The following is a 19,234-nucleotide window of genomic DNA, read 5'->3' as shown; positions in this document are numbered from 1 at the left end:
TCACCTCCAGTTTCTATTGGCATATCCCTTATAAATTACATAGACACCATATGCTAATGAAATAGTCCAATTTAAAAATGGTAGAAGAAGAAACAATGTAACTATAATTACCAACCATGTACTCTGCCTTGGATTGGACATATCCACTTCTATATTAATCAATGTCTTTTCATTCTCATTTTCTTTAAACAAGTCGGGAAACTTATTTTGTACAACTACACAAAGTACAAACAATGTAACGCTAAAAATCGTTGTATTTACATATAACTCCTCATTCATTTACTTCCTCCTATTCGCCCTTGATTTAAAAACAAAATTTCCCCTGTAGTATGATTTAACTGTAGGGGAAATTGTTCTTAAATACATTAGATTATTAGGTATGTAGTGTCTAAATTACTGTTTCCTGTACTTTTCTTAGTTCTTTGTAATCCTCTTTTATCAAGTATCCTATTAGGATTGCTAGTGGAATCATAAAATATTGCTGTACCAATGGAATATCCATGGAAACTCCAAATTGATACATTAAATAAAATACTATTAATGCAACTGCATTAGATATAAAAAGTCTTATCATTGTTTTTCTCATTAACTATCCCTCCAGTTTATCTATAAAAATTAATAAATGTTGTTTCATTTTTATAATAAAATTATATCATTTTAGAGGCTTGAAGTGTTGATTTTACTGCATTTTTAACATAAATGTAAAAATCTGTATACATAACTTTTAAACATAACTTACAAAAAAATATCCTCCAAAATTTGATTTTACTTACTTCTCTAAATAAAATACTTAAAAATTTTAGAGGAGTGATACTAATGAAAGAATTAGATATTTTAAGGTTAGAAATAAACTATTTTCTATGTATTATAGAATCAACCCTTTCCGTAGAAGATAAAAACTTAGCAAAAGATGCACTTAATTCACTTATTACCTCATTTATATTTACTAACCAGCATGACTTTTATGAATATCATCTACAGGTCATTGAGGACTATATATCATCCATATCCAACCTTTTGGAAGAAGAATACAGACATATAAGAAGTAATATTCCAATTACCGTTAATATACTAGAATTAATCAAGCAGGAAATAATAAAATAGCCCTGGGGGCTATTTTATTATTGTGAAAATCTGTTTTTTATCCGCATACTCATATTGTCCATCTTTAAATCTATATATCTGATTAGAAACCTTATGTGGATCAGGGTCAACACCAATTAGTGTTTTCAATAAATCTATATATTTGTAACTATTTCTAGCAACAAGTAAAGATGTAGAAGATGGAATCGCTAATAAATGATTTGATCCTACTTTTCTCTGTATTTGTTGCTGCATGTTATTTAATAAAATAAATGATGATGAATAGTCCGTAAGAAATGCCACAGAATATATGTCAAGGTCTTTATCCAACTTTACTAATCCGGTCGATACCATTTCTAAATTCTTATATGCACTTTCCTTTAATTTCGTATAATCATATTTGTCATCTGTTAGTACAAATCTAAAGGTCTCTCCCATGTCCATAGCATATAGAATATTTAAATCTAAAAATAATTCATCCCTTAAAAAATTTGTACTTTCCCTCACTCCAAAATCCTTAGATCTTATAATAGGAAATACCCTTGTATAATCTATTTTAAATCTTCTTTTCCCGAATTCTTCTTTAAGCGTTTTCTTAAAGATATCACAAATAAATTTAAAATCCTTTGCCAATTTATATTCTTCATATGCATCCTGCATTGAAACTGTTGCTTCTATTGTTCCTTCTTCTATCACTAAACTATCTTTCTTTAAAAAAGCATTTACATATTCCTTTCTAAACTCATTTAACATCTTAACTTTAAATTCTTCAAAATTTATCATCCTAAAATCCTCCTTCAGTTTATAAATCCTAACTTTTACCGATTTCTTATACCAAAGGATGCCTTTTACTTTCAACTTAAATTACTTGAAGTTATGTTAAAAGATTTTATATAACAATGATATATAAACTAAGGAGGTATTAAGATGATTGAAACATATATAGAATGGATTTTTATTATACTTATTGCTTATATAACTATATTTAATATTTTAACTGGTCATCTTCAGGGCAAATGGTCTATTGCTTTTAAAAGAAAACTAAAGAGAATTTATTTTCCATTATGGATAATCCCATATTTTACTTATATTTACTGTGTTTGGGCAACTTCTTCTACTAGACCATTTCTAAAACAACATATTTTATTTGCTGCTATATTTCATTCAATTATGGCTGTATTTGGCTATCGGGCAACTTTTCACTAAATATTGAATCCTAAGCAGTAAAATTGCTTAGGATTTTTATTGAAACTTATTACAGCACATATTTGCCTTATTCTGTCCTTACTTGAGTGCGATTTTTTTGATATAACCTGCTATTTTTATAGTTTTTATTACCAGTGCTTTCTTAGGACATTATCCCACTTTCTTACTATGTTTGTCTCTATACATATTTCTATCTGCATTTCTAAAAATCATTTCCATACATCCAATAGAATTTTCGTTATAATCATATCCCATAGATAATCGAATCGGTATTTCTGGATCACATGAATTATAATTATCAATTGATTTTATTATTGCATTTACTCTTGCCTTAACTTCTTTACATTCGATATCTTCCATGAGAATTACAAATTCGTCTCCACCGATCCTCGCAACTAAAATATCAGCACCTACATTTTCTTGTATTAGTCTTGCTGTTTCTTTCAGTAATTTATCCCCTGCTTCATGACCTAAATTATCATTAATAGGTTTTAAATTGTCTAAATCACAAATAATTACTCCCACTGACCTGTTCTTCTCCTTATTTAATTCATTTTTATACTTTTCAAAATAGGTTCTATTATAAACCCCTGTCAAAGTATCGTGATAACTTAAATAAGTAAGTTTTTCCTCTAATTCTTTTCTCTTTTGAATGTTTCTAACGATACTTTCAATTGCTACTAATTTTCCTTCTTCATCATAAACAGGAGTTATATATTCTTCAAACCAGAAATATCTACCATCTTTATGTTTGAATCGTGTCTCAAAATACTGATCATAATCTACTTCACCTTTGAATTTCTTTAAATGCAGATCATAGTCGTCTGGGTGAACAACTTCAAGTGGCATCATTGGATTATCTTTATTTTCTTCTATAGTCATACCGAGATTTTTATAAATAGATGGACTTATATAATCCATTCTATATTCTCCCTCTAAATTATAGGAACATATTATATCATTAGACCTTTCAAATATTCTCACAATCCTCTTTGCTCTATTAAGTTCCTCCTTATACTTAGTGATATCAAGCATGGATAAATAGATAAACTTCCTATTATCCTCTTTAATAAAATCCCTCTTTACACTCATATATATATTCTTATTATTTTTATCTTTAATCGTTATCTCTCTTATTTCAAAATCTTGATTTTTATCTAATATAGCACCAAATTCATTATTTTGGAAAATTTCTTTAATATTGTAGCCAATCATTTCTTCTTTTGTGTACCCAACTATATTAACACAATTTGAAGTTACATCCTGTATAGTGCCATCAACTTTAATCTCTATAAATAATTCCCTTGATAGATTTTGTTGTGCCTTTTGTCTTAGATGCATTATTTCATCTCCTTAATAAATAAAAAAAACATCTGTACCAAACAGATGCCATTAACTTATAAATTATTGTTATAAAAACAAATCATTATGGCAGCCTGTCGATCATAGAATTAAATTCTTTAGACACATGGCTTTGCGTCCTTATCTTTCGATAAGTTTGCCTTTTCATTGAAGTTATTAACTTATTTTTAAGTATTCACTAATATAGGACCTTAGCCCTATATATATATTTATTCTCCACTTTTATTCTAATTCCTCCAATCAATACTAACAAATAATACCAATCTTTAAACTGATATTTTTAAATTTCTTCCAAAGAACTTCTTAGGAGATTTCCGTAGCATAATCCTAATACATTTCATCTAAATAATAAAAAGGCTCCTTCAATTAAAATATTCAATAATATTATTATCTCCTATAGATTGACCTTTTTTATCCATTTCCCTGTGAAAATTTCTAAATGTTATAGTTTCCCTCCTAAAACTCTATTTAAATTTATTAATCATATTTTTAACGCTATATTTATTCAACAATTCTAAGTTTTTATGTGATAAATTTATTCCCCATTCCGGTTTACTTTTTAATCCCTCATAATCTTTATCTTTTAGTAAATTATTAGGACTTTTCCACTCTATAGCAGGGATAAGAAATACATCTGGCATCTTATTATCCTCAAACAACGCAAGTACAAGAATTAAACTTTCGTTATTAATATCAAATTTATCTTTTCTCATAAAGACATAATTTAAATCCCTACATGATTTAACCTGCATCTCATAGAATTTTCCTGATCCACTTTTAATGACAAAATCTACTCCTTTATCATCTACCTCCGTATTAAATACATCAAACCCATAGGATAAAAATTCCATCTTCATTAAATACTCTGCGTACTTCCCAAGTTGTAAATGTGATAACTCACTCCATATCATTCTAGGCATAGGCACTCCCCCTTAAATTACAAATAATTTATTTTCCTATATATTACATCTATTATATCTTTTCTTTAAATTTCCTTCTAGGGAACCTAGTTAGGAAATATAAATTGAATTCTGTTACCAATCTGTTAATTCTATAAAAAAGTTAGATTTTTATAATCCAGCAATACAGCCATTGTAAAATTTCCCCTGAAGCCTCTATCCCTAAAAAATTGGAACAAGAACTTTACATCTGCTATTTTGCTAAGATCTTATATATATAACCCAAAGTTTTTCTTGAAACAAGATTTATTTTTTCTATATACTTCTACAAATAAAAAATGGAGGTATTTATAGATGGTTAAAAGGGATATGTATATGGATAAATATTATTTTAGAGAATATAAGACTTATTTGGAAAACCTAGATAAATCCGAATCTACTGTTAATACTTATTTGGACAATGTAATTACATTTATAGAATGGTTTAATGAGGCAAATTCAGATTCATTCCAACCCGGAACTTGCACCACAGTAGATTTAAGGGATTTTCGCTCTCACTTACTGACTGTAAAAAATGCAAAAGCCAATACGATTAATCTAAAGATCATGAGTTTAAAAAGTTATTTTTATTTCTTGCATTCCTATGATTATATTAAGCGAGATATTGCTCGTAATTTAAAAAAAGTAAAGACACAAGGTCCACCTATCGTGAAGTCTATAGATGAGCAGACATTCCGAAAAGTAAGGAGAGAAATATATAGAAGTGGATATAAACACCATGTAGCATTAATTGAATTGCTTAGACATGCTCTCCGAATTAATGAGATTATAGCATTAAAAATCGGTAATCTCCATTTAAAAGAAAAAGGTTCCTTTATAATGGTCTATGGTAAGCAAGGAAAATATAGAAAAGTTCCTATAAATTCAGATTGCCGTAATGCCCTAAAAGACTATTTAGAAATGCGACAAAAAATTAAAAGCCCGTATGATAATCTATTTCTATCTGAACGAAAAACACCTTACACGAGGTCGGGACTATGGAAAATAATTGATAAGTATTCTGCTAAAATAGGAACTCATATATCTCCTCATCAGTTTAGACATTATGCAATTAAGAAGATGGTTGATGAAGGAGTACCCTTAACTGTAATTGCAAGTTTAGTGGGTCATTCTTCCATCCAGTTACTGTCAGATGTATATGCAGTACCCCTAGAGGAAGATAAAGAGGCCGCAATCGAAAAATTATAATTCAATATTAAAACTGCTCTAAATTCTAAAGAACTCTACTTTTATTACAGGTAGAGTTCTTATTTTATGAATTGCTTGTTATTCTTTTTTATTAAACAATGGAGAACAATACTGAAATCTATTTATTAAAACTTCCTTGATGGTTCATTATATTATAAATCCATCCTCACACCATTGTTCCGTAGCCACTCTTTTCTTTCTTTATAATCGGGTATAATGGATTCTACTAAGTTCCAATATTCTTTAGAGTGATTCATATGAACCATATGGCACATTTCGTGAATAACGATATAATCTAACACATGGGCAGGAGCCATTACACACCTCCAATTAAATAGCAACTTATTATTTGAAGTGCAACTTCCCCACCGTTTTTGTTGTTCCTTTACCACTATATCAGAAGGCTCCATCTTGAAATAAGGTTGAAAATAAATAATTCTTTTTTTAATTTTCTCTAAAGCCTTTTCACGATACCATTCTTGTAATGCCATTCTTAGAATCGTTTCATTGCTCGTATTTGTAGTAATATAAAATTTACCTTGATGGAGTTTTACTTCTGGCTTTGCTTTGGATTGATCTATTATTATTTGGAGGGAGTAATTTCTGCCTAAATACATAAAAGATTCTCCATTAACAAGTTCCTTATGGATTTTTATATATTTCATATTTTTGTACTCAAATAACTTCTGAACAATCCAGTTTGCTTTACTCCTCACCTTCTTTATAATATCATCTTCAGATGTCCCTATAGGAGCCACTACTTTTATAATGTCTGGTGGTTCAATAGAAATTTCTAGTGTTTTTCTGTGTCTAAATTCTACTTCAAAAGCAATCGTCTTTGTTCCATATGCAAATGCTAATCTCATATTATTACCTCTACTCTGTCAATACTGCATAATGCTTTTTTGCTAATTGTAGTAATGGTTGCACCAATTGCTTTCTTACTTCTAATTTGATTTTCTTAAAATACTTGGTTGTAAGCATCATATAGATGGCCCTCTCTATATCGGAGGTTTTGGTTGGATTGGTTACCCAATCTATCAGATAGTTTTTCTTTACAATTTCTGCTATATCAGTAGCAATTGATTTGGATAACTCGATAATTTCATTTGAAATATATTCCGCCTGTTCTTCTTTCACAACTTCAGTATTTGTTTCATCTTCTTTTAAATGTTTTTTCACTGTTTCAAAAAAAGCATATTCTTCTTTGGAAAGTCCTAAAGCCTCTGCTTCTTTTATTTCTCCTTTTTGAACATCATTCTGAATAAACTCCTGTAATTTATTTTTTCTTTCAATCCAGTTATTCTTCGTCTCATCCAAAATTTTTTGGAGTTTTTCAAGAAGCGAAGTATAATATACAGGGTTATCATCCATTTTCACATGAATCACATTTTTGATGGCATGTTCCATACCAGAAGCCACCGCTTCATCAGATTCAAGAGTGTTAATCTTCTTTTTAAAGTCTGCATCAAATAGAGTAATGGGTTCAATCCAAGTCTCAACCCCTTTAGATTTTAAATGGGCTGATATAATTTCTCTAACCTTTCCTCCACACCCTGCAATATCAAGTTGATCCTGTGGCTCAAATCTTGCCTTTGCTGCTGCTCGAATGTAGGATAGCCATCTTAAATCGTTTATTGTTTCTGTAGGTACATGGGCAGGGAGGATCTGTTCCATGGTGTATGCAAATCGCTTATATGCCAATTCAAATTCGGCCCTTTTATCTTCCTTCTCTATGCATTTTACAAGTCCATCTAAATCATTAGGGTCTATACCTTTAAACATACTCATTACGGCTTCTCGATAAGAAAGCATCTGATTATATACTGCATCAATGCTTTCCATTGGCTCACCCAATTCTTCTTTATCAAAAATAGCAAGGGCTTCTTCCAAATGATTAGATATGCCATAATAATCAACAATATAACCACATTTCTTTGTTTCTCCGAATGTTCGATTTACTCTAGCAATTGCTTGTAGTAGATTATGCTCTTTCAGCGGTCTATCTAAATACATTACTTGTTCAATAGGAGCATCAAAGCCTGTTAGTAGCATATCTTTTACGATTATAAAACAGAGTTTATCCTTATCTATAGGCTGTAAAAATCTCTTTATAATTTGATCCTGCTCTGTCTTAGTTGTAAAATGCTCTTTTAGATGCGGTTCATCATTTGGGCTACCAGAATAGATAATCTTTACTTCCAGTTTCTCACCAATAATATCTTCCATATATTTATTCAAAGCATTATAATATTTTACACAAGCCTCCCTAGATACACATACTACTTGAGCCTTAAATCCATTTGGATATATCTGCTCTTTATAATGGGTAAGAATATCCTTAGCAATATCAGCAATTCGTTCATCCGCCTCTACAATTGCTCTCTTGTTAGCATATTTCTGTTTAATGGCTTCTTTTTCATCATCCGTTTTATCTTCAAATTCTATATCAAATAGTTCTTCTAGTGTATCTCCATCTATCTGTAATTCAGGTTTTCTTCCTTCATATACAATTTTAACTGTTGCTCCATCTTCTACCGCTTCTTTAATACCGTATTTATCTATATAACTTCCGAAAGTTCGTTTTGTAGACTTATCCTGTTTATCTATGGGTGTTCCAGTAAACCCTAAGAATGCTGCATTGGGCAGTGCATCCCTCATATTCTTTGCCATACCCTTATACTGGCTACGGTGGGCTTCATCAGTTAGTACAATTACATTAGTTTTTGTCGTTAATACCCCAAATTCCTTTTCAAAATATAGTCCTTTGTTCTGTTTATCATCCTTAAATACTTCTTTTTCTTCTTTTTCACCTTGGAATTTGTGTATAGTGGTCATAATAATTTGTGGCTGTGCAAGAGATAGTAGTTCCTTTAATGCTGAAACGCTATTCGCCTGTACAGGCGTTGTGATTGTAGATAAAGTCCTCATAAATGTGTTGTAGATTTGCTTGTCTAAATCAACCCGGTCAGTTACTACAACTATAGTAGCATCCATGAGTTCTTCTATCCTTCTTATTTTCCTTGCCAAAAGCACCATGGTTAAGGATTTACCCGATCCCTGTGTATGCCAAATAACTCCTCCACGGCTTATAGAATCTTTGCCATTCACAAGTCTTTTCAGTGCTTTATTAACTGCTCTAAATTGCTGATATCTACATACTTTTTTGATGCCACCTTCATATAGAAGGAAATTTCTCATTATATCTAGTAAATTCTTCTTTTCTAGTATTCCCTGTAAGAATATGTTCTGCCCGTTATCTTCTACTCCTTGTATATCCTTAACCTTAAATGGGTACGGATCTTTCCATTCTTGATAATGTCCGTATGTAGAACTAATAGTTCCTAAATATCCATGATATTTATTCAATATCCCCGTGATGAAGTTAGTGTAAAAGAGCCGTTCTGCCCCCTCTATAATATTAGATTCCCTTGCATTCATATATCTTCTTAGTTGATTAAAGGCTTCATATTTCCCCATATTTTCATTTTTGCTTTTTTCCAAGAAAGGGGATTTACATTCTAGCACCACTACTGGTATTCCATTAATAAAAATAATGATATCAGGAATAATTTTCTCATGGGGACCATGAACCTTAAACTGTCTTGTTACTAGAAAATCATTATTAGTAATATTATCCCAATCAATAAACTTCACAGTATGATATTTCTTCTGACCACTTCCATCTAAATCTTGATCTAATGAATATGATAGATTTACAATAGCATCATAAATTTTTTCATTTATCTCATATAGACTAATACCTAGACCTTCTGGTCTCGTTAAATACCTTATTGCTTTAGATATGTTTCCATCATTCATCCAAGGATTAATTCTTCTTAGAGCCTTTTCAAGCCTTTTCTCTAGTATAACTTCTGTCATGGTTGCTCTTTCTCCATAATCGGGAGTTAAGAATTGCCCATGAATGAATTCATAACCTAGTTTATCCCGTAGATAATCTATAGCCGGTAATTCCACTAGCGTTTCTTCATTCCCCAAATACCCCATTGTATCCCCCCTTCATACGCTTTTAATAATAATCATAGTTACTATAATACTCTCTTTCAATCTCTGCCTTTAACTCCATCTCATATTGCAACATATCATCTACATCTGGTAATCTTCCTAATAATTCTAACATTACTTGAGCAAAGAATCTCAAAGAATCTAATAGTTCTTCCCAAGTTCCAACATATCTTTCTTTAAATGAATGTACACAATTTCTACTTTCCCTAATAAAATCCATTTTATCTCTTATTTCACTAGCATCTTTCTCTGACCATAAATTATTAGAATGATAGAAATTAATTAAATTTCCTAGAGTTAAGTCTGTTAAGTGCTTAGTTTCCTGTTTTGATTTAAGATATTCCTTAATGTCCCTTTTGAATGTATCCTTTTGTTTTTGAGTTATGATTTCTTTTTCCTTCAATTCATTTAGAGTTTTTAATAAATCTTCTTTTGTTTCATCTAGTTTAAAATTATCCCATTTTCCCCAACCAGAGTTCTCATAATCTCTTAGGTAAACACCAAGGAAAATTTGCAATAATGATTCCAATGCAGAGCCTAATGAAATCCACATTTGCATAAGTCGTGCCTTATTCTCTAGTGTATCATCAAACCCAAATAACTGCCCAAGTTCTTCAAAGTCGGAATTATTTATCTTGGCTTCATTTATAGGTATATTCAAAGAATAAGTTATCGCCAAAAACTGGTTTAAACTATTTTCAGATAAAAGTTGTTGAATTTCTTCATCCCCAGACACATAAGAAACTTTTTCTATTTCATTTATAAATTTATTAGAAATTTCATTTATATATTTAAGAATCTCTGTTAAATTGGCTTTCTGGAAATCTAAAGCATATCTCATTACACGATCACTCTCTTTTTACCAGTTAATAATTGTTGCATTAATCCTTTTTTAAGCATTTGAAGTTTTTCTTTTCTAATTTTATATTCTCTAATATAATTATCGTTTTCTAGTAATACTGATGCAATCTTTTGTTGCTCTGTCATTGATGGAATAACAATAGGAAGTTTATAAAAATCTCCATGATTTAAGTCTGGAATTGTAGTGCTTCCAGCATATCTCTTTATCAAATTCTGTACCTTGTCAGATTTTAAATAGAAAACTAAAAAATTTTTATCTATTAAATTCCGATTAAAATCTATCTTAAAAAAATTATTATGGAATGCTCCCTCTACATTGGTTACTACAATACCTGTATTCCCTGTTCTAGTCATTAGAATATCATCTTTTCTACATACTACATTTAAATTAGGGTTTTCAATATAATATGTATTGTTTTGATCACTAACATCATTGAGGTACTGAATTGTTAAATATAAATATCTATTTTCTCCCCATTCTTTATGTCTCTCTGAAATAGCAATTTGCAGTCCTTGGCTTACTTTAGAAATATCTTTAAATGTTTTAACTTCCCACCCCTTGGGCATCTTCCCTATTTCGGTCATTTTAAATTCTGTATGTCCAATCCCTTTAGTAAGTAATCTCTGCATTAAACCTTTTTTCAGTTCCTTTGTTTTTTCAATTAATCCATCTGTGTTTTCTATTTGGTTATCTACTGTCGAAATAATTTCTACTATTTTCTTTTGTTCAGCAACTGTCGGTCTACTTACCCTTATTTTATTTAAATTGCTAACACTTAAACTTGGTACTCCAGTAGCCTCATTATACCTTTTTAAGTCTATATTGTTTAAATAATAATAAATCCACTTAGCAATATTTTGATTTTTTATCTTTGTATAAAACAGAGTATCTACAGTCCAAAATGGTTCCTCTATATATTGTGGTTTATCAATTGTTCCTTTTCTCCCTATGAGTACAGACGGTTTATCCCATAGAAATTCATTTGTATATCCTATCACTCCACCTGTTCCCAATATTTTATATATGCCATCATTACACTCTACTTCTTTTTGACTCTTTCCATAGCATATTTCTAGAATTTCTGATAATTCTTGTACCTCCCACTCAACAGGTATCTCTCCTAACTCTGTCATCTTGTATCCTTCTCTAATCTGTTTACTCATATGTCACCTCAACTTCTATACAAATTTCATAATTATCCATACAATAGATGTATTAATCAAATAATAAAGAACTTTACCTCCTATAGTCCCGAACCAAATCCCGTTATTTCTTCCCCACCTAAATATTGAGCCAACAACCTTAAAAGTAATTATAGATACAGGAATACCAATAACAGCAGACTTAAATTCATCAATACCCCATATCATCTGAAAGGCTTCTCTAAAGCCCTGAACTAATGATGTATAGAAGATATTTTTAAATAATTCTGGCTCCATAGATCCCCCATTTAAATGTTATTTCAAATCTATATTTCTTCAAATCCAAGTTCTTTTAGATATTCGTTCAATTTCTTCTCTGTTTCTAATGATTCTGCTTTAAGTTCTTTGATTTCTGAAATAACACCTTCAATATCTATTTCTTCTTCTTCCTCACTGGTATCTACATAGCGGCTGATATTTAGATTATAATCATTGTCTTTAATGGTCTGTAATGTTACCACTGTAGCATATTTCTCTACATCTTTATATTCATCATAAGTCTTTGTAATCTTTTCAATATCTTCTTCTCGAAGTTTATTTTTATTGCCATCTTTCACAAAACCTTCACTAGCATCTATAAATAAGACTTTCTGCTTTCTTTCTGAAGGTTTTGCTTTATTAATTATAAGTAGTGCTGCTGGAATACCGGTACCATAGAAAATATTTTGTGGTAGCCCAATTACTGCTTCAACTAAATCATCTTTTAAAATTCCTTTTCTAATCTTTCCTTCGGCTCCTCCACGAAATAATACACCGTGGGGTACTACTGTCCCCATTTTCCCTTTAGCATTTAAACTTGCTATCATATGACAAACAAAGGCTAAATCTCCATAAGACTTTGGAGGAACTCCATAAATAAATCTATTATAAGGATCTGATTGTGCTTCTTCATATCCCCAATTTTTTAATGAAAATGGTGGATTAGCAAGTACCTTATCAAAAGTCTTTAATACTCCGCCTTCTAGGTGCATTGGCTTTCTAATGGTGTCACCTTTTCTAATATCTGCTCCTCTTGCTTCATGGAATAGCATATTCATTTTACATATAGCCCATGTAGATAGGTTGATTTCTTGACCAAACAGTGAAACATTCTTAGGATTTCCACCATGCTTTTCTATGTAATGTGTAGAAAAAATTAGCATACCTCCACTACCTACTGTAGGGTCATAAATCCTGTCCCCTTCCTGTGGCTTTACTAAATTTACAAGTACTTTTACTACTTCTTCAGGAGTATAGAATTCTCCGCCTTTCTTTCCACCTTCATCTGCAAACTGCTTGATTAAGTATTCGTAAGCATTTCCTAATATATCTTTATTTTCAAGATAATCATTTGATAAATTAATACTGTCAAATAAAAGCAATAACTGCGAAAGTTTATTGTCTGGAACCCTTTCTTTATCATTGTAGTTGGCTGTAGTAAGAACCCCAATTAATTCAGCATTTTTAGGTTCATCTTCAATCGCTTTAAATGCCTTATCTAACTCTGGTCCTATATTTAGATTAAGATTCTTCAGATTTTCCCATCTAGCCCTCTCTGGCACAAAAAATGTTTCATATAATGAAGATTCCTCTAAGATCAACTTTATTTCTTCTTCATCCATTCCTTGTGTTAAGAATTCTTGTCTTTTTTTCTCTCTTTCTATATTGAATTGATCATTCATTCTTTTAAGGAATAAAAGCCCAAATATATAGTCTTTATATTCGGCTGCACTAAGTTCCCCTCTTAATATATCTGCTGCACTCCATAGTGTAGATTCTAATTTTTGAAGTGTTAGTTTATCCATTTGTTCCACTCCTTCTATCTATTGCATATAAGTACTTTCAATGTTTTCATTATAATTCAAATTATATCATAAAAGTTATAATCAAAATATGAAATATACAATTTTATACAAATATCAAACCAAGATTATACTTTATATCTTATTGCATATTGTTATTCCATTGTTTAAAAAGAATAACATCTTCTATCTTTACAAACAATTGAACATTATTGTTTTATATTTACAAACAATGGAACACAATATTGCATTGGAAATAACCACCTAACTCTTGCTTGTATATTGGGAAATCTTACAACTCACTAATTACCCGTATGAGTGTAATAACTTTAGGTCTATTAAAGGTATAGTATCCTATGTAAAATAATTTTTTTGTTGTAAGTACCCTTTTGTCATAACTTATTAAACAATTAAACTCTATACCTCTATTTTACCTTTCACTATATTACATACAGGTGGATTTGGGGTGAACCTTACGAAATTTTTATAAATTTTTTTAATTTTTTTTATGAGTAAAGCCTATGCATCCTACATAGACTTATTTAATAATGAACTTATATACTATTTCCCAAGATATAACTCCTTCAACTTTTCCCCTTCTTCTTTTGTCAAGTGAATTTTGGTCCTGTTTAGTGGTTTAGCAGAAACCTTTTCTCTATAATCAGCAGCCCTAATTATACTACTTTCATCAACCAAGTAATTTCCTTCAGCATCTACCTTTAAAGATTTTTTATCAAATTCAACATTTACAAAGTATTCATCCCACACATCATAAGTATATTCGGTTCCTTCCTCATTGGCATAACACTTTACTAAACTATAATCATTTATCATATAGTTTGATTTTACTGTTCCTGCTCCTACAACTCCTTTTTCGTTCATATAAATGAAAACATAGTCTCCCGGTTTTAATGCTTCTATTGCACTTTTCGTATCTCCCCACGCAGATGCTCTATTGCCTTTTAGCATATGAAGATGACCTTCTGGCATATAGGCATTATTAGAGTTAATTATATAGTATTCCGGTTGGTTTATATTTTCAAAATCTTGTACAAATGCACTGGATATATCAGTAATGATTTGATTTTTAGATACCTCTAATTGATCTGCAATTTCGGATAATCTGTCTAGTACATTCTCATCTATTGTTATTGTAATGGACTTCTTTTTCTGGGTCTGATTCTTGAGTTTTTTAATGTAATCATAATTATTCACCATAATATAGCCTCCTCACAAATAATAACTTATATTAATAATAATACACAATTAATATATTATCAATATTATTATAATATATTTTTAATATTTATTATTGATATTCAATTTATTTTTTATTAATACAATCAATAAAGCCTTATGCGTTTATAACATAAGGCTCTTATAATATATTTATTTACTAACATCTTCATCAATTATTGTAATTTTTTTCTCACTATATCTAACACTTTGTAGTTCAGACCTATTGTAAGCATAATCCACTTCTTCTTTTGTTGCTTCAGCAGCATCTTTTCCATTTTTAAGAATCATTTTATATATATTTTTAAACCCAAGTTCTTGTAATTTCTTAACATTTCCTTCAAAGGCTTTTATTCCGGCTTCATCATTATCTACAAATAAATGTATCTTTAAATTTTCTCTATTATCCTTAAATAACTTATACAATTGATACAACTGCCCACTTTTTAAATCCTTCCCAAACATACCTACTGTATTTTCATATCCATGATGACAGACCATTTTCATTACATCAAAAGGACCTTCGCAAATAAAAATCTCGTCTACTTTCTTGTTTACCAGTGAGTTACAATTATATAAGACATAACTCGATTCCAATTTGTTGTAATACTTTATATATCCTCTTTTCATTGCTTTCAACACTTCAATTTGCTCATCTCTGCTTAAAGACATATCTATATTATGGTATTTAATTTGATTATTATAATACTCATTTTCTGTAAACTGGCTTCTTCCCACTACTCCTACTACTCTATTTTCTAGGTCTGTGACTGTAAAACATATTCTACTCTTAAATCCATTTTTACAGTATTTCCCGGCATAGTAGACTCCCATCTTTTCCCCATCTTCATTAGTAAATCCCCTATTGTAGTAGTAGGGTGGATATATTCCTTTACGGAACCCGAATTCTTCAAGATCAACTTCAGGTAATCCTTTAGTTACAAGTTGAACTTCTTCTTGCCTTTTCTCTATTTTATTTTGGATATCATTAATATCTTTAGTTAAATTTATGCTACTGGAGTTAATACCCATAATGCTTGTAATATAATTTATAGCCTCTATCTCACCAATACCTTTTTGTTCTGCTACAAACTTTATAAAATTAGTTCCATGATTGCATCTACAACAATTTATCACCCAAGAACCCTGTTTTCCATATAAAAGATATGCATGTTTATAAGGGCTTACCTTTTTCTCACATCCAAATGGGCAGCGTATTAAAGGAGTGTATTTTCCATTTTCATTTTTAACCCTAAGCCCCATATCTTCTAAAACCTTGATTATATCTCCTTTTCTATTTATATTATTTATTTCTTCTCTTAATTGGGCATAAACCTTATATACATGCTCTTGATAAGAATTATATTGTTTTCTATTTTTATTTCTACAGTATTGTAGATAATAGTTTACAATTCCAGCAATTTCTTCACTTTGATTTTTTGCTAAGTAATTTACCACATATCCTTCGTTTTCATAATCAATATCAAATAGACTCATTCCCTTATACTGTCCAAACTGTATAATATAATCCTTAGCATATATTCTAAAGCAAGTCTCTATTTCTTTCTTTATAAATTCATTTTGTGTCATCTTATGCATTCCCCATAAATATTGTAGCCCTGTAAAAGATGAGTGGATTTTGGGCATATTCAAAACTTCCTCCATCTGCATACCTTTTACCTTTCCAAAACTAAATATATTTTTCATACAAACCACCTCCAAAGAATTTTGGAGGCATTATATTTACTTACTAAATGCAATTCAAATTTTTACTTTTATTTTTTTAAAAAAATTACCTTAAAATTTGATTTTTAAATTCCCCTAGATAAAATGCTAAAAAATCTAATTGAACAAGGGGGAATTATAATGAATAAAAATAAATCTGAAATTCTTTTTAAAAGGTATAAATTATATAATAATGAATTTGCGTTTGAACAACTATATTTTAACTTAGAACCTTTACTGAAAAAGGTAATTACGAATGTTACTTATGTCTATAAAGGTTCATCTATAGAAAACCAAAAATATAGTAAAATACACGATATAGAATCTGCTTTAGAAAAAAATTTGAGTATGTCTGCACTTATGGAAAAATATAAAGATGAATATATCAAACAAATATACTGCGAAGATTATAATAGATATTCTAACAAAAAATACTCTTTATCCTATCCGTTTTGGGAATTAGTAAATGAATTGACCCTTAATGATGTTTTGAACGATATGAAAAATTGGAAAACTTCCTTTGAATGGTATCTCGCAACAAAATTCTGTGATAAATATTGGATCTACTTGGAAAAATGTTTAAGGCGAGATTTTGGTAGATATAAAACAGATAATAAAAAGACTTTCCAAGAGATTTCCTTTGAAGATCAAATTAAAAATCGAGAAGAATCCTTTTATATTAAAAACGATCTTTTTATACAATTGGATACTCTTATTTTTACCAAAGCATTATTAGAAGAATTACGAGAAAATTTGACTAAAAGAGAAAAGCAAGTATACGATTTATTGCTATTAGGTCATTCTCATAACACTATTAGCCAATCATTAAATATATCCCTAGAAAATTCTTATAAAATAAAATCTTCTATAGAAAGCAAGTTAAAGATGATTTTAAAAAAGTATAATTAATACACATTTTCATTCCATTGTTTAAAATTAAAAACACTTCTAAATTGATATTGACTTAATTACTACATTGATTTAAAATGACATTATAAAAACACAGAAAGACAATAATAATCTACCTTGTCTTTCTGTGTCTTTTTTATTTTTAACCACAGACAAGGTAAATTAATTTGTCGTCTGGAGGTATTATAATGAAATATGATATTGAAATTTGTTTTGATGGCGATATCCGTGAACTGCTTAAAGATGAAGGAATTACAACTTCTACATTGCACAATGTTTTTGAAAAGTTTGTTCAGGAGGTAATGAAATTGATTGATAATGAAAGTTCTAATTTTATACTTCCTTTTGTAAATCCTGTATCTGACAAAAGATACACACTTTACGGAAACTATCAATTGAAAAATTATCATTTTATTTTCGAGATACAACTTCTTGGTGTAAGTCTAAAAAACTGTAAAAGTTACGCCCTGCTAAATTTAGCAGGGCTTCAAATAAAACTTATTTAAACTCCTACCTATTCTAAATTTCTAATAATCTAAAATCTTCGCTTAATTGGACCAGAACATGAAATGGGCTATCTATTTTCTATGTCCCTTACCTACTTATAATTTTGAATGCTTATATTTATAATTATGATTGAGCAAAGAGTCCTTTCGGACTCTATTAATTACTCTATTTTTCATTTATAAAATGCCAAACATTAATAATATCATAATCAAGTAATTTGAAAGTCTTAGAAATAACTACATCAATCAAAAATGGATTATAATATACTTCTATTTTTTCTATTTCCTCTTTTAAATCATTACAGTATTCTATTAACTTATCTGCTATTAAAATAGGTATAGCATTGTTTCCATATTTCTTTATACTAATAAGATCAGATAAGTTCTTTGCATTCAGAGTTTCATTCTTTCCTTCTACAAATATGGCAAATACTTTTTCTACAGTGTTTTCAGCAGAATAATTGCTCCCTAAAAGGTCTTTTTTAAAAGAGTTATAATCTTCTTGTAAATATTCCAATTCACTACACTGCTGTAAATACGGGTCTTTAGACCTTTTTACAACAAAGTCAAATGCATAATATGCTTCCTCTAGCATAAACTTTTCATGCTCCTCATTCGGTAATAGATGGTTTCCATAGGCAAAAACATTCTTTCCTAAATTTAAAATTACTGCTCCTTCAAAATCAATTTCATTGAAAGTTGTATATCCATGTAAACCGAAACTTCTTACATCAATAAATTTAGCAAGATTCCTTAGAACATCTAATCTCATTTCATTTGTATTCTTTGTAAAGGGCGAAAATAAATAGCGATACCTTTCATATATATCTTTAAAGATAACCCCATTTTCTTCTCCTAAAAAGAACACTTTTTCATTTTTCTTATTCCATCTATCTATTAGTGCTTGTTTAACCAAATCTTCGTTGACATGAATATTTCCATTTGAACACAATGTTGGGAGTTTATTTATTATTCCCCCTACTTGTATTTCTCCATTGTAACTTACATCTATAAAAGTCCCCACTACCTTTTTGTTAAATTTTCTCATACTAATCATCCTTTCGTTTTCTAATTTTTACTGTTTGAACTGTTTTTCTCTGTTACACTCGTAACATAACATACAAATTTCACTTTTTAAGGTTCACATGAAAATTTTTTAATTTTTTCTGTTTCAATCTTTTATACTTTG

At 29.7% G+C, this 19,234-nt stretch carries 19 protein-coding genes and 1 riboswitch; of the genes, 5 read left to right on the top strand and 14 right to left on the bottom strand.

Features of this window, described 5'->3' with window-relative positions; all coding sequences use genetic code 11:
• Entirely contained in the window at positions 1–279 is a 279-nt protein-coding gene (locus I5677_RS09355; RefSeq protein ID WP_197661320.1) for a hypothetical protein, read from the bottom strand.
• Between the two features lie 109 nt (positions 280–388).
• Positions 389–586, bottom strand: coding sequence for a hypothetical protein (locus I5677_RS09350; protein ID WP_197661319.1), 198 nt, complete (start codon positions 584–586; stop codon positions 389–391).
• 230 nt (positions 587–816) lie between these two features.
• On the opposite strand from I5677_RS09350, the gene I5677_RS09345 reads away from it, so the two are divergent.
• The gene (locus I5677_RS09345) at positions 817–1,104 is read left to right on the top strand and encodes a hypothetical protein (protein ID WP_197661318.1); all 288 of its coding nucleotides are present in this window, start codon (positions 817–819) and stop codon (positions 1,102–1,104) included.
• 9 nt (positions 1,105–1,113) lie between these two features.
• On the opposite strand, the gene I5677_RS09340 is transcribed toward I5677_RS09345, so the two are convergent.
• Complete coding sequence (locus I5677_RS09340) at positions 1,114–1,866, bottom strand: DUF1444 family protein (protein ID WP_197661317.1); 753 nt, start codon at positions 1,864–1,866, stop codon at positions 1,114–1,116.
• Positions 1,867–2,010: 144 nt separating this feature from the next.
• Here I5677_RS09340 and I5677_RS09335 point away from each other — a divergent pair, with 144 nt between their 5' ends.
• A complete protein-coding gene (locus I5677_RS09335) occupies positions 2,011–2,289 on the top strand; it encodes a hypothetical protein (RefSeq protein WP_197661316.1) in 279 nt (92 codons plus the stop codon).
• 150 nt (positions 2,290–2,439) lie between these two features.
• On the opposite strand, the gene I5677_RS09330 is transcribed toward I5677_RS09335, so the two are convergent.
• Together I5677_RS09330 and I5677_RS09325 are read right to left on the bottom strand one after the other, a co-directional pair.
• The gene (locus tag I5677_RS09330; protein WP_197661315.1) at positions 2,440–3,630 is read right to left on the bottom strand and encodes a diguanylate cyclase; all 1,191 of its coding nucleotides are present in this window, start codon (positions 3,628–3,630) and stop codon (positions 2,440–2,442) included.
• A gap of 86 nt (positions 3,631–3,716) precedes the next feature.
• Positions 3,717–3,802, bottom strand: a riboswitch (cyclic di-GMP riboswitch).
• A gap of 313 nt (positions 3,803–4,115) precedes the next feature.
• Complete coding sequence (locus I5677_RS09325) at positions 4,116–4,571, bottom strand: DUF4365 domain-containing protein (RefSeq protein ID WP_243456548.1); 456 nt, start codon at positions 4,569–4,571, stop codon at positions 4,116–4,118.
• 333 nt (positions 4,572–4,904) lie between these two features.
• Between I5677_RS09325 and I5677_RS09320 the strand changes: the two genes are divergently transcribed.
• The gene (locus I5677_RS09320) at positions 4,905–5,798 is read left to right on the top strand and encodes a tyrosine-type recombinase/integrase (protein WP_197661314.1); all 894 of its coding nucleotides are present in this window, start codon (positions 4,905–4,907) and stop codon (positions 5,796–5,798) included.
• Between the two features lie 152 nt (positions 5,799–5,950).
• Here I5677_RS09320 and I5677_RS09315 read toward each other — a convergent pair whose 3' ends face one another.
• From I5677_RS09315 to I5677_RS09280, 8 genes are all read right to left on the bottom strand, one after another.
• Entirely contained in the window at positions 5,951–6,664 is a 714-nt protein-coding gene (locus I5677_RS09315; protein ID WP_197661313.1) for a M48 family metallopeptidase, read from the bottom strand.
• Positions 6,665–6,674: 10 nt separating this feature from the next.
• Positions 6,675–9,806, bottom strand: coding sequence for a type I restriction endonuclease subunit R (locus tag I5677_RS09310; RefSeq protein WP_197661312.1), 3,132 nt, complete (start codon positions 9,804–9,806; stop codon positions 6,675–6,677).
• Positions 9,807–9,828: 22 nt separating this feature from the next.
• A complete protein-coding gene (locus I5677_RS09305; protein ID WP_197661311.1) occupies positions 9,829–10,665 on the bottom strand; it encodes a hypothetical protein in 837 nt (278 codons plus the stop codon).
• A complete protein-coding gene (locus I5677_RS09300) occupies positions 10,665–11,849 on the bottom strand; it encodes a restriction endonuclease subunit S (protein WP_197661310.1) in 1,185 nt (394 codons plus the stop codon). Before I5677_RS09300 ends, I5677_RS09305 begins: the two co-directional genes overlap by 1 nt.
• A gap of 15 nt (positions 11,850–11,864) precedes the next feature.
• Positions 11,865–12,125, bottom strand: a complete 261-nt coding sequence (locus I5677_RS09295; RefSeq protein ID WP_197661309.1) for a hypothetical protein — start codon at positions 12,123–12,125, stop codon at positions 11,865–11,867.
• 29 nt (positions 12,126–12,154) lie between these two features.
• Positions 12,155–13,672 carry a type I restriction-modification system subunit M gene (locus I5677_RS09290; protein ID WP_197661308.1) on the bottom strand — a complete coding sequence of 506 codons (1,518 nt, stop codon included), beginning with the start codon at positions 13,670–13,672 and terminating at the stop codon, positions 12,155–12,157.
• Between the two features lie 558 nt (positions 13,673–14,230).
• Positions 14,231–14,887, bottom strand: coding sequence for a ribbon-helix-helix domain-containing protein (locus tag I5677_RS09285; protein WP_197661307.1), 657 nt, complete (start codon positions 14,885–14,887; stop codon positions 14,231–14,233).
• Between the two features lie 171 nt (positions 14,888–15,058).
• A complete protein-coding gene (locus tag I5677_RS09280) occupies positions 15,059–16,612 on the bottom strand; it encodes a toprim domain-containing protein (RefSeq protein ID WP_197661306.1) in 1,554 nt (517 codons plus the stop codon).
• Between the two features lie 159 nt (positions 16,613–16,771).
• Between I5677_RS09280 and I5677_RS09275 the strand changes: the two genes are divergently transcribed.
• A complete protein-coding gene (locus tag I5677_RS09275; protein ID WP_197661305.1) occupies positions 16,772–17,539 on the top strand; it encodes a response regulator transcription factor in 768 nt (255 codons plus the stop codon).
• A gap of 188 nt (positions 17,540–17,727) precedes the next feature.
• Positions 17,728–18,045 (top strand): hypothetical protein, encoded by a 318-nt coding sequence (locus I5677_RS09270; protein ID WP_197661304.1) that lies wholly within the window; start codon positions 17,728–17,730, stop codon positions 18,043–18,045.
• A gap of 166 nt (positions 18,046–18,211) precedes the next feature.
• Here the strand turns inward: I5677_RS09270 and I5677_RS09265 are convergent, their stop codons facing one another.
• Positions 18,212–19,093: a hypothetical protein gene (locus tag I5677_RS09265; protein WP_197661303.1), complete on the bottom strand. Its 882-nt coding sequence runs from the start codon at positions 19,091–19,093 to the stop codon at positions 18,212–18,214.
• Positions 19,094–19,234 lie beyond the last annotated feature (141 nt).

Origin of the sequence: Mobilitalea sibirica (assembly GCF_015999265.1) — a bacterium.
In the GTDB taxonomy this organism is placed as follows: domain Bacteria; phylum Bacillota; class Clostridia; order Lachnospirales; family Lachnospiraceae; genus Mobilitalea; species Mobilitalea sibirica.
Note: the sequence above shows the minus strand (reverse complement) of the source record. Positions and strands in the feature narration are given on the sequence as shown.

Bases quoted from the DNA above. Each gene is read 5' to 3' on its own strand.
- I5677_RS09355 (WP_197661320.1), bottom strand. From the start codon at position 279: ATGAATGAGGAGTTATATGTAAATACAACGATTTTTAGCGTTACATTG.
- I5677_RS09350 (WP_197661319.1), bottom strand. From the start codon at position 586: ATGAGAAAAACAATGATAAGACTTTTTATATCTAATGCAGTTGCATTA.
- I5677_RS09345 (WP_197661318.1), top strand. From the start codon at position 817: ATGAAAGAATTAGATATTTTAAGGTTAGAAATAAACTATTTTCTATGT.
- I5677_RS09340 (WP_197661317.1), bottom strand. From the start codon at position 1,866: ATGATAAATTTTGAAGAATTTAAAGTTAAGATGTTAAATGAGTTTAGA.
- I5677_RS09335 (WP_197661316.1), top strand. From the start codon at position 2,011: ATGATTGAAACATATATAGAATGGATTTTTATTATACTTATTGCTTAT.
- I5677_RS09330 (WP_197661315.1), bottom strand. From the start codon at position 3,630: ATGCATCTAAGACAAAAGGCACAACAAAATCTATCAAGGGAATTATTT.
- I5677_RS09325 (WP_243456548.1), bottom strand. From the start codon at position 4,571: ATGCCTAGAATGATATGGAGTGAGTTATCACATTTACAACTTGGGAAG.
- I5677_RS09320 (WP_197661314.1), top strand. From the start codon at position 4,905: ATGGTTAAAAGGGATATGTATATGGATAAATATTATTTTAGAGAATAT.
- I5677_RS09315 (WP_197661313.1), bottom strand. From the start codon at position 6,664: ATGAGATTAGCATTTGCATATGGAACAAAGACGATTGCTTTTGAAGTA.
- I5677_RS09310 (WP_197661312.1), bottom strand. From the start codon at position 9,806: ATGGGGTATTTGGGGAATGAAGAAACGCTAGTGGAATTACCGGCTATA.
- I5677_RS09305 (WP_197661311.1), bottom strand. From the start codon at position 10,665: ATGAGATATGCTTTAGATTTCCAGAAAGCCAATTTAACAGAGATTCTT.
- I5677_RS09300 (WP_197661310.1), bottom strand. From the start codon at position 11,849: ATGAGTAAACAGATTAGAGAAGGATACAAGATGACAGAGTTAGGAGAG.
- I5677_RS09295 (WP_197661309.1), bottom strand. From the start codon at position 12,125: ATGGAGCCAGAATTATTTAAAAATATCTTCTATACATCATTAGTTCAG.
- I5677_RS09290 (WP_197661308.1), bottom strand. From the start codon at position 13,672: ATGGATAAACTAACACTTCAAAAATTAGAATCTACACTATGGAGTGCA.
- I5677_RS09285 (WP_197661307.1), bottom strand. From the start codon at position 14,887: ATGGTGAATAATTATGATTACATTAAAAAACTCAAGAATCAGACCCAG.
- I5677_RS09280 (WP_197661306.1), bottom strand. From the start codon at position 16,612: ATGAAAAATATATTTAGTTTTGGAAAGGTAAAAGGTATGCAGATGGAG.
- I5677_RS09275 (WP_197661305.1), top strand. From the start codon at position 16,772: ATGAATAAAAATAAATCTGAAATTCTTTTTAAAAGGTATAAATTATAT.
- I5677_RS09270 (WP_197661304.1), top strand. From the start codon at position 17,728: ATGAAATATGATATTGAAATTTGTTTTGATGGCGATATCCGTGAACTG.
- I5677_RS09265 (WP_197661303.1), bottom strand. From the start codon at position 19,093: ATGAGAAAATTTAACAAAAAGGTAGTGGGGACTTTTATAGATGTAAGT.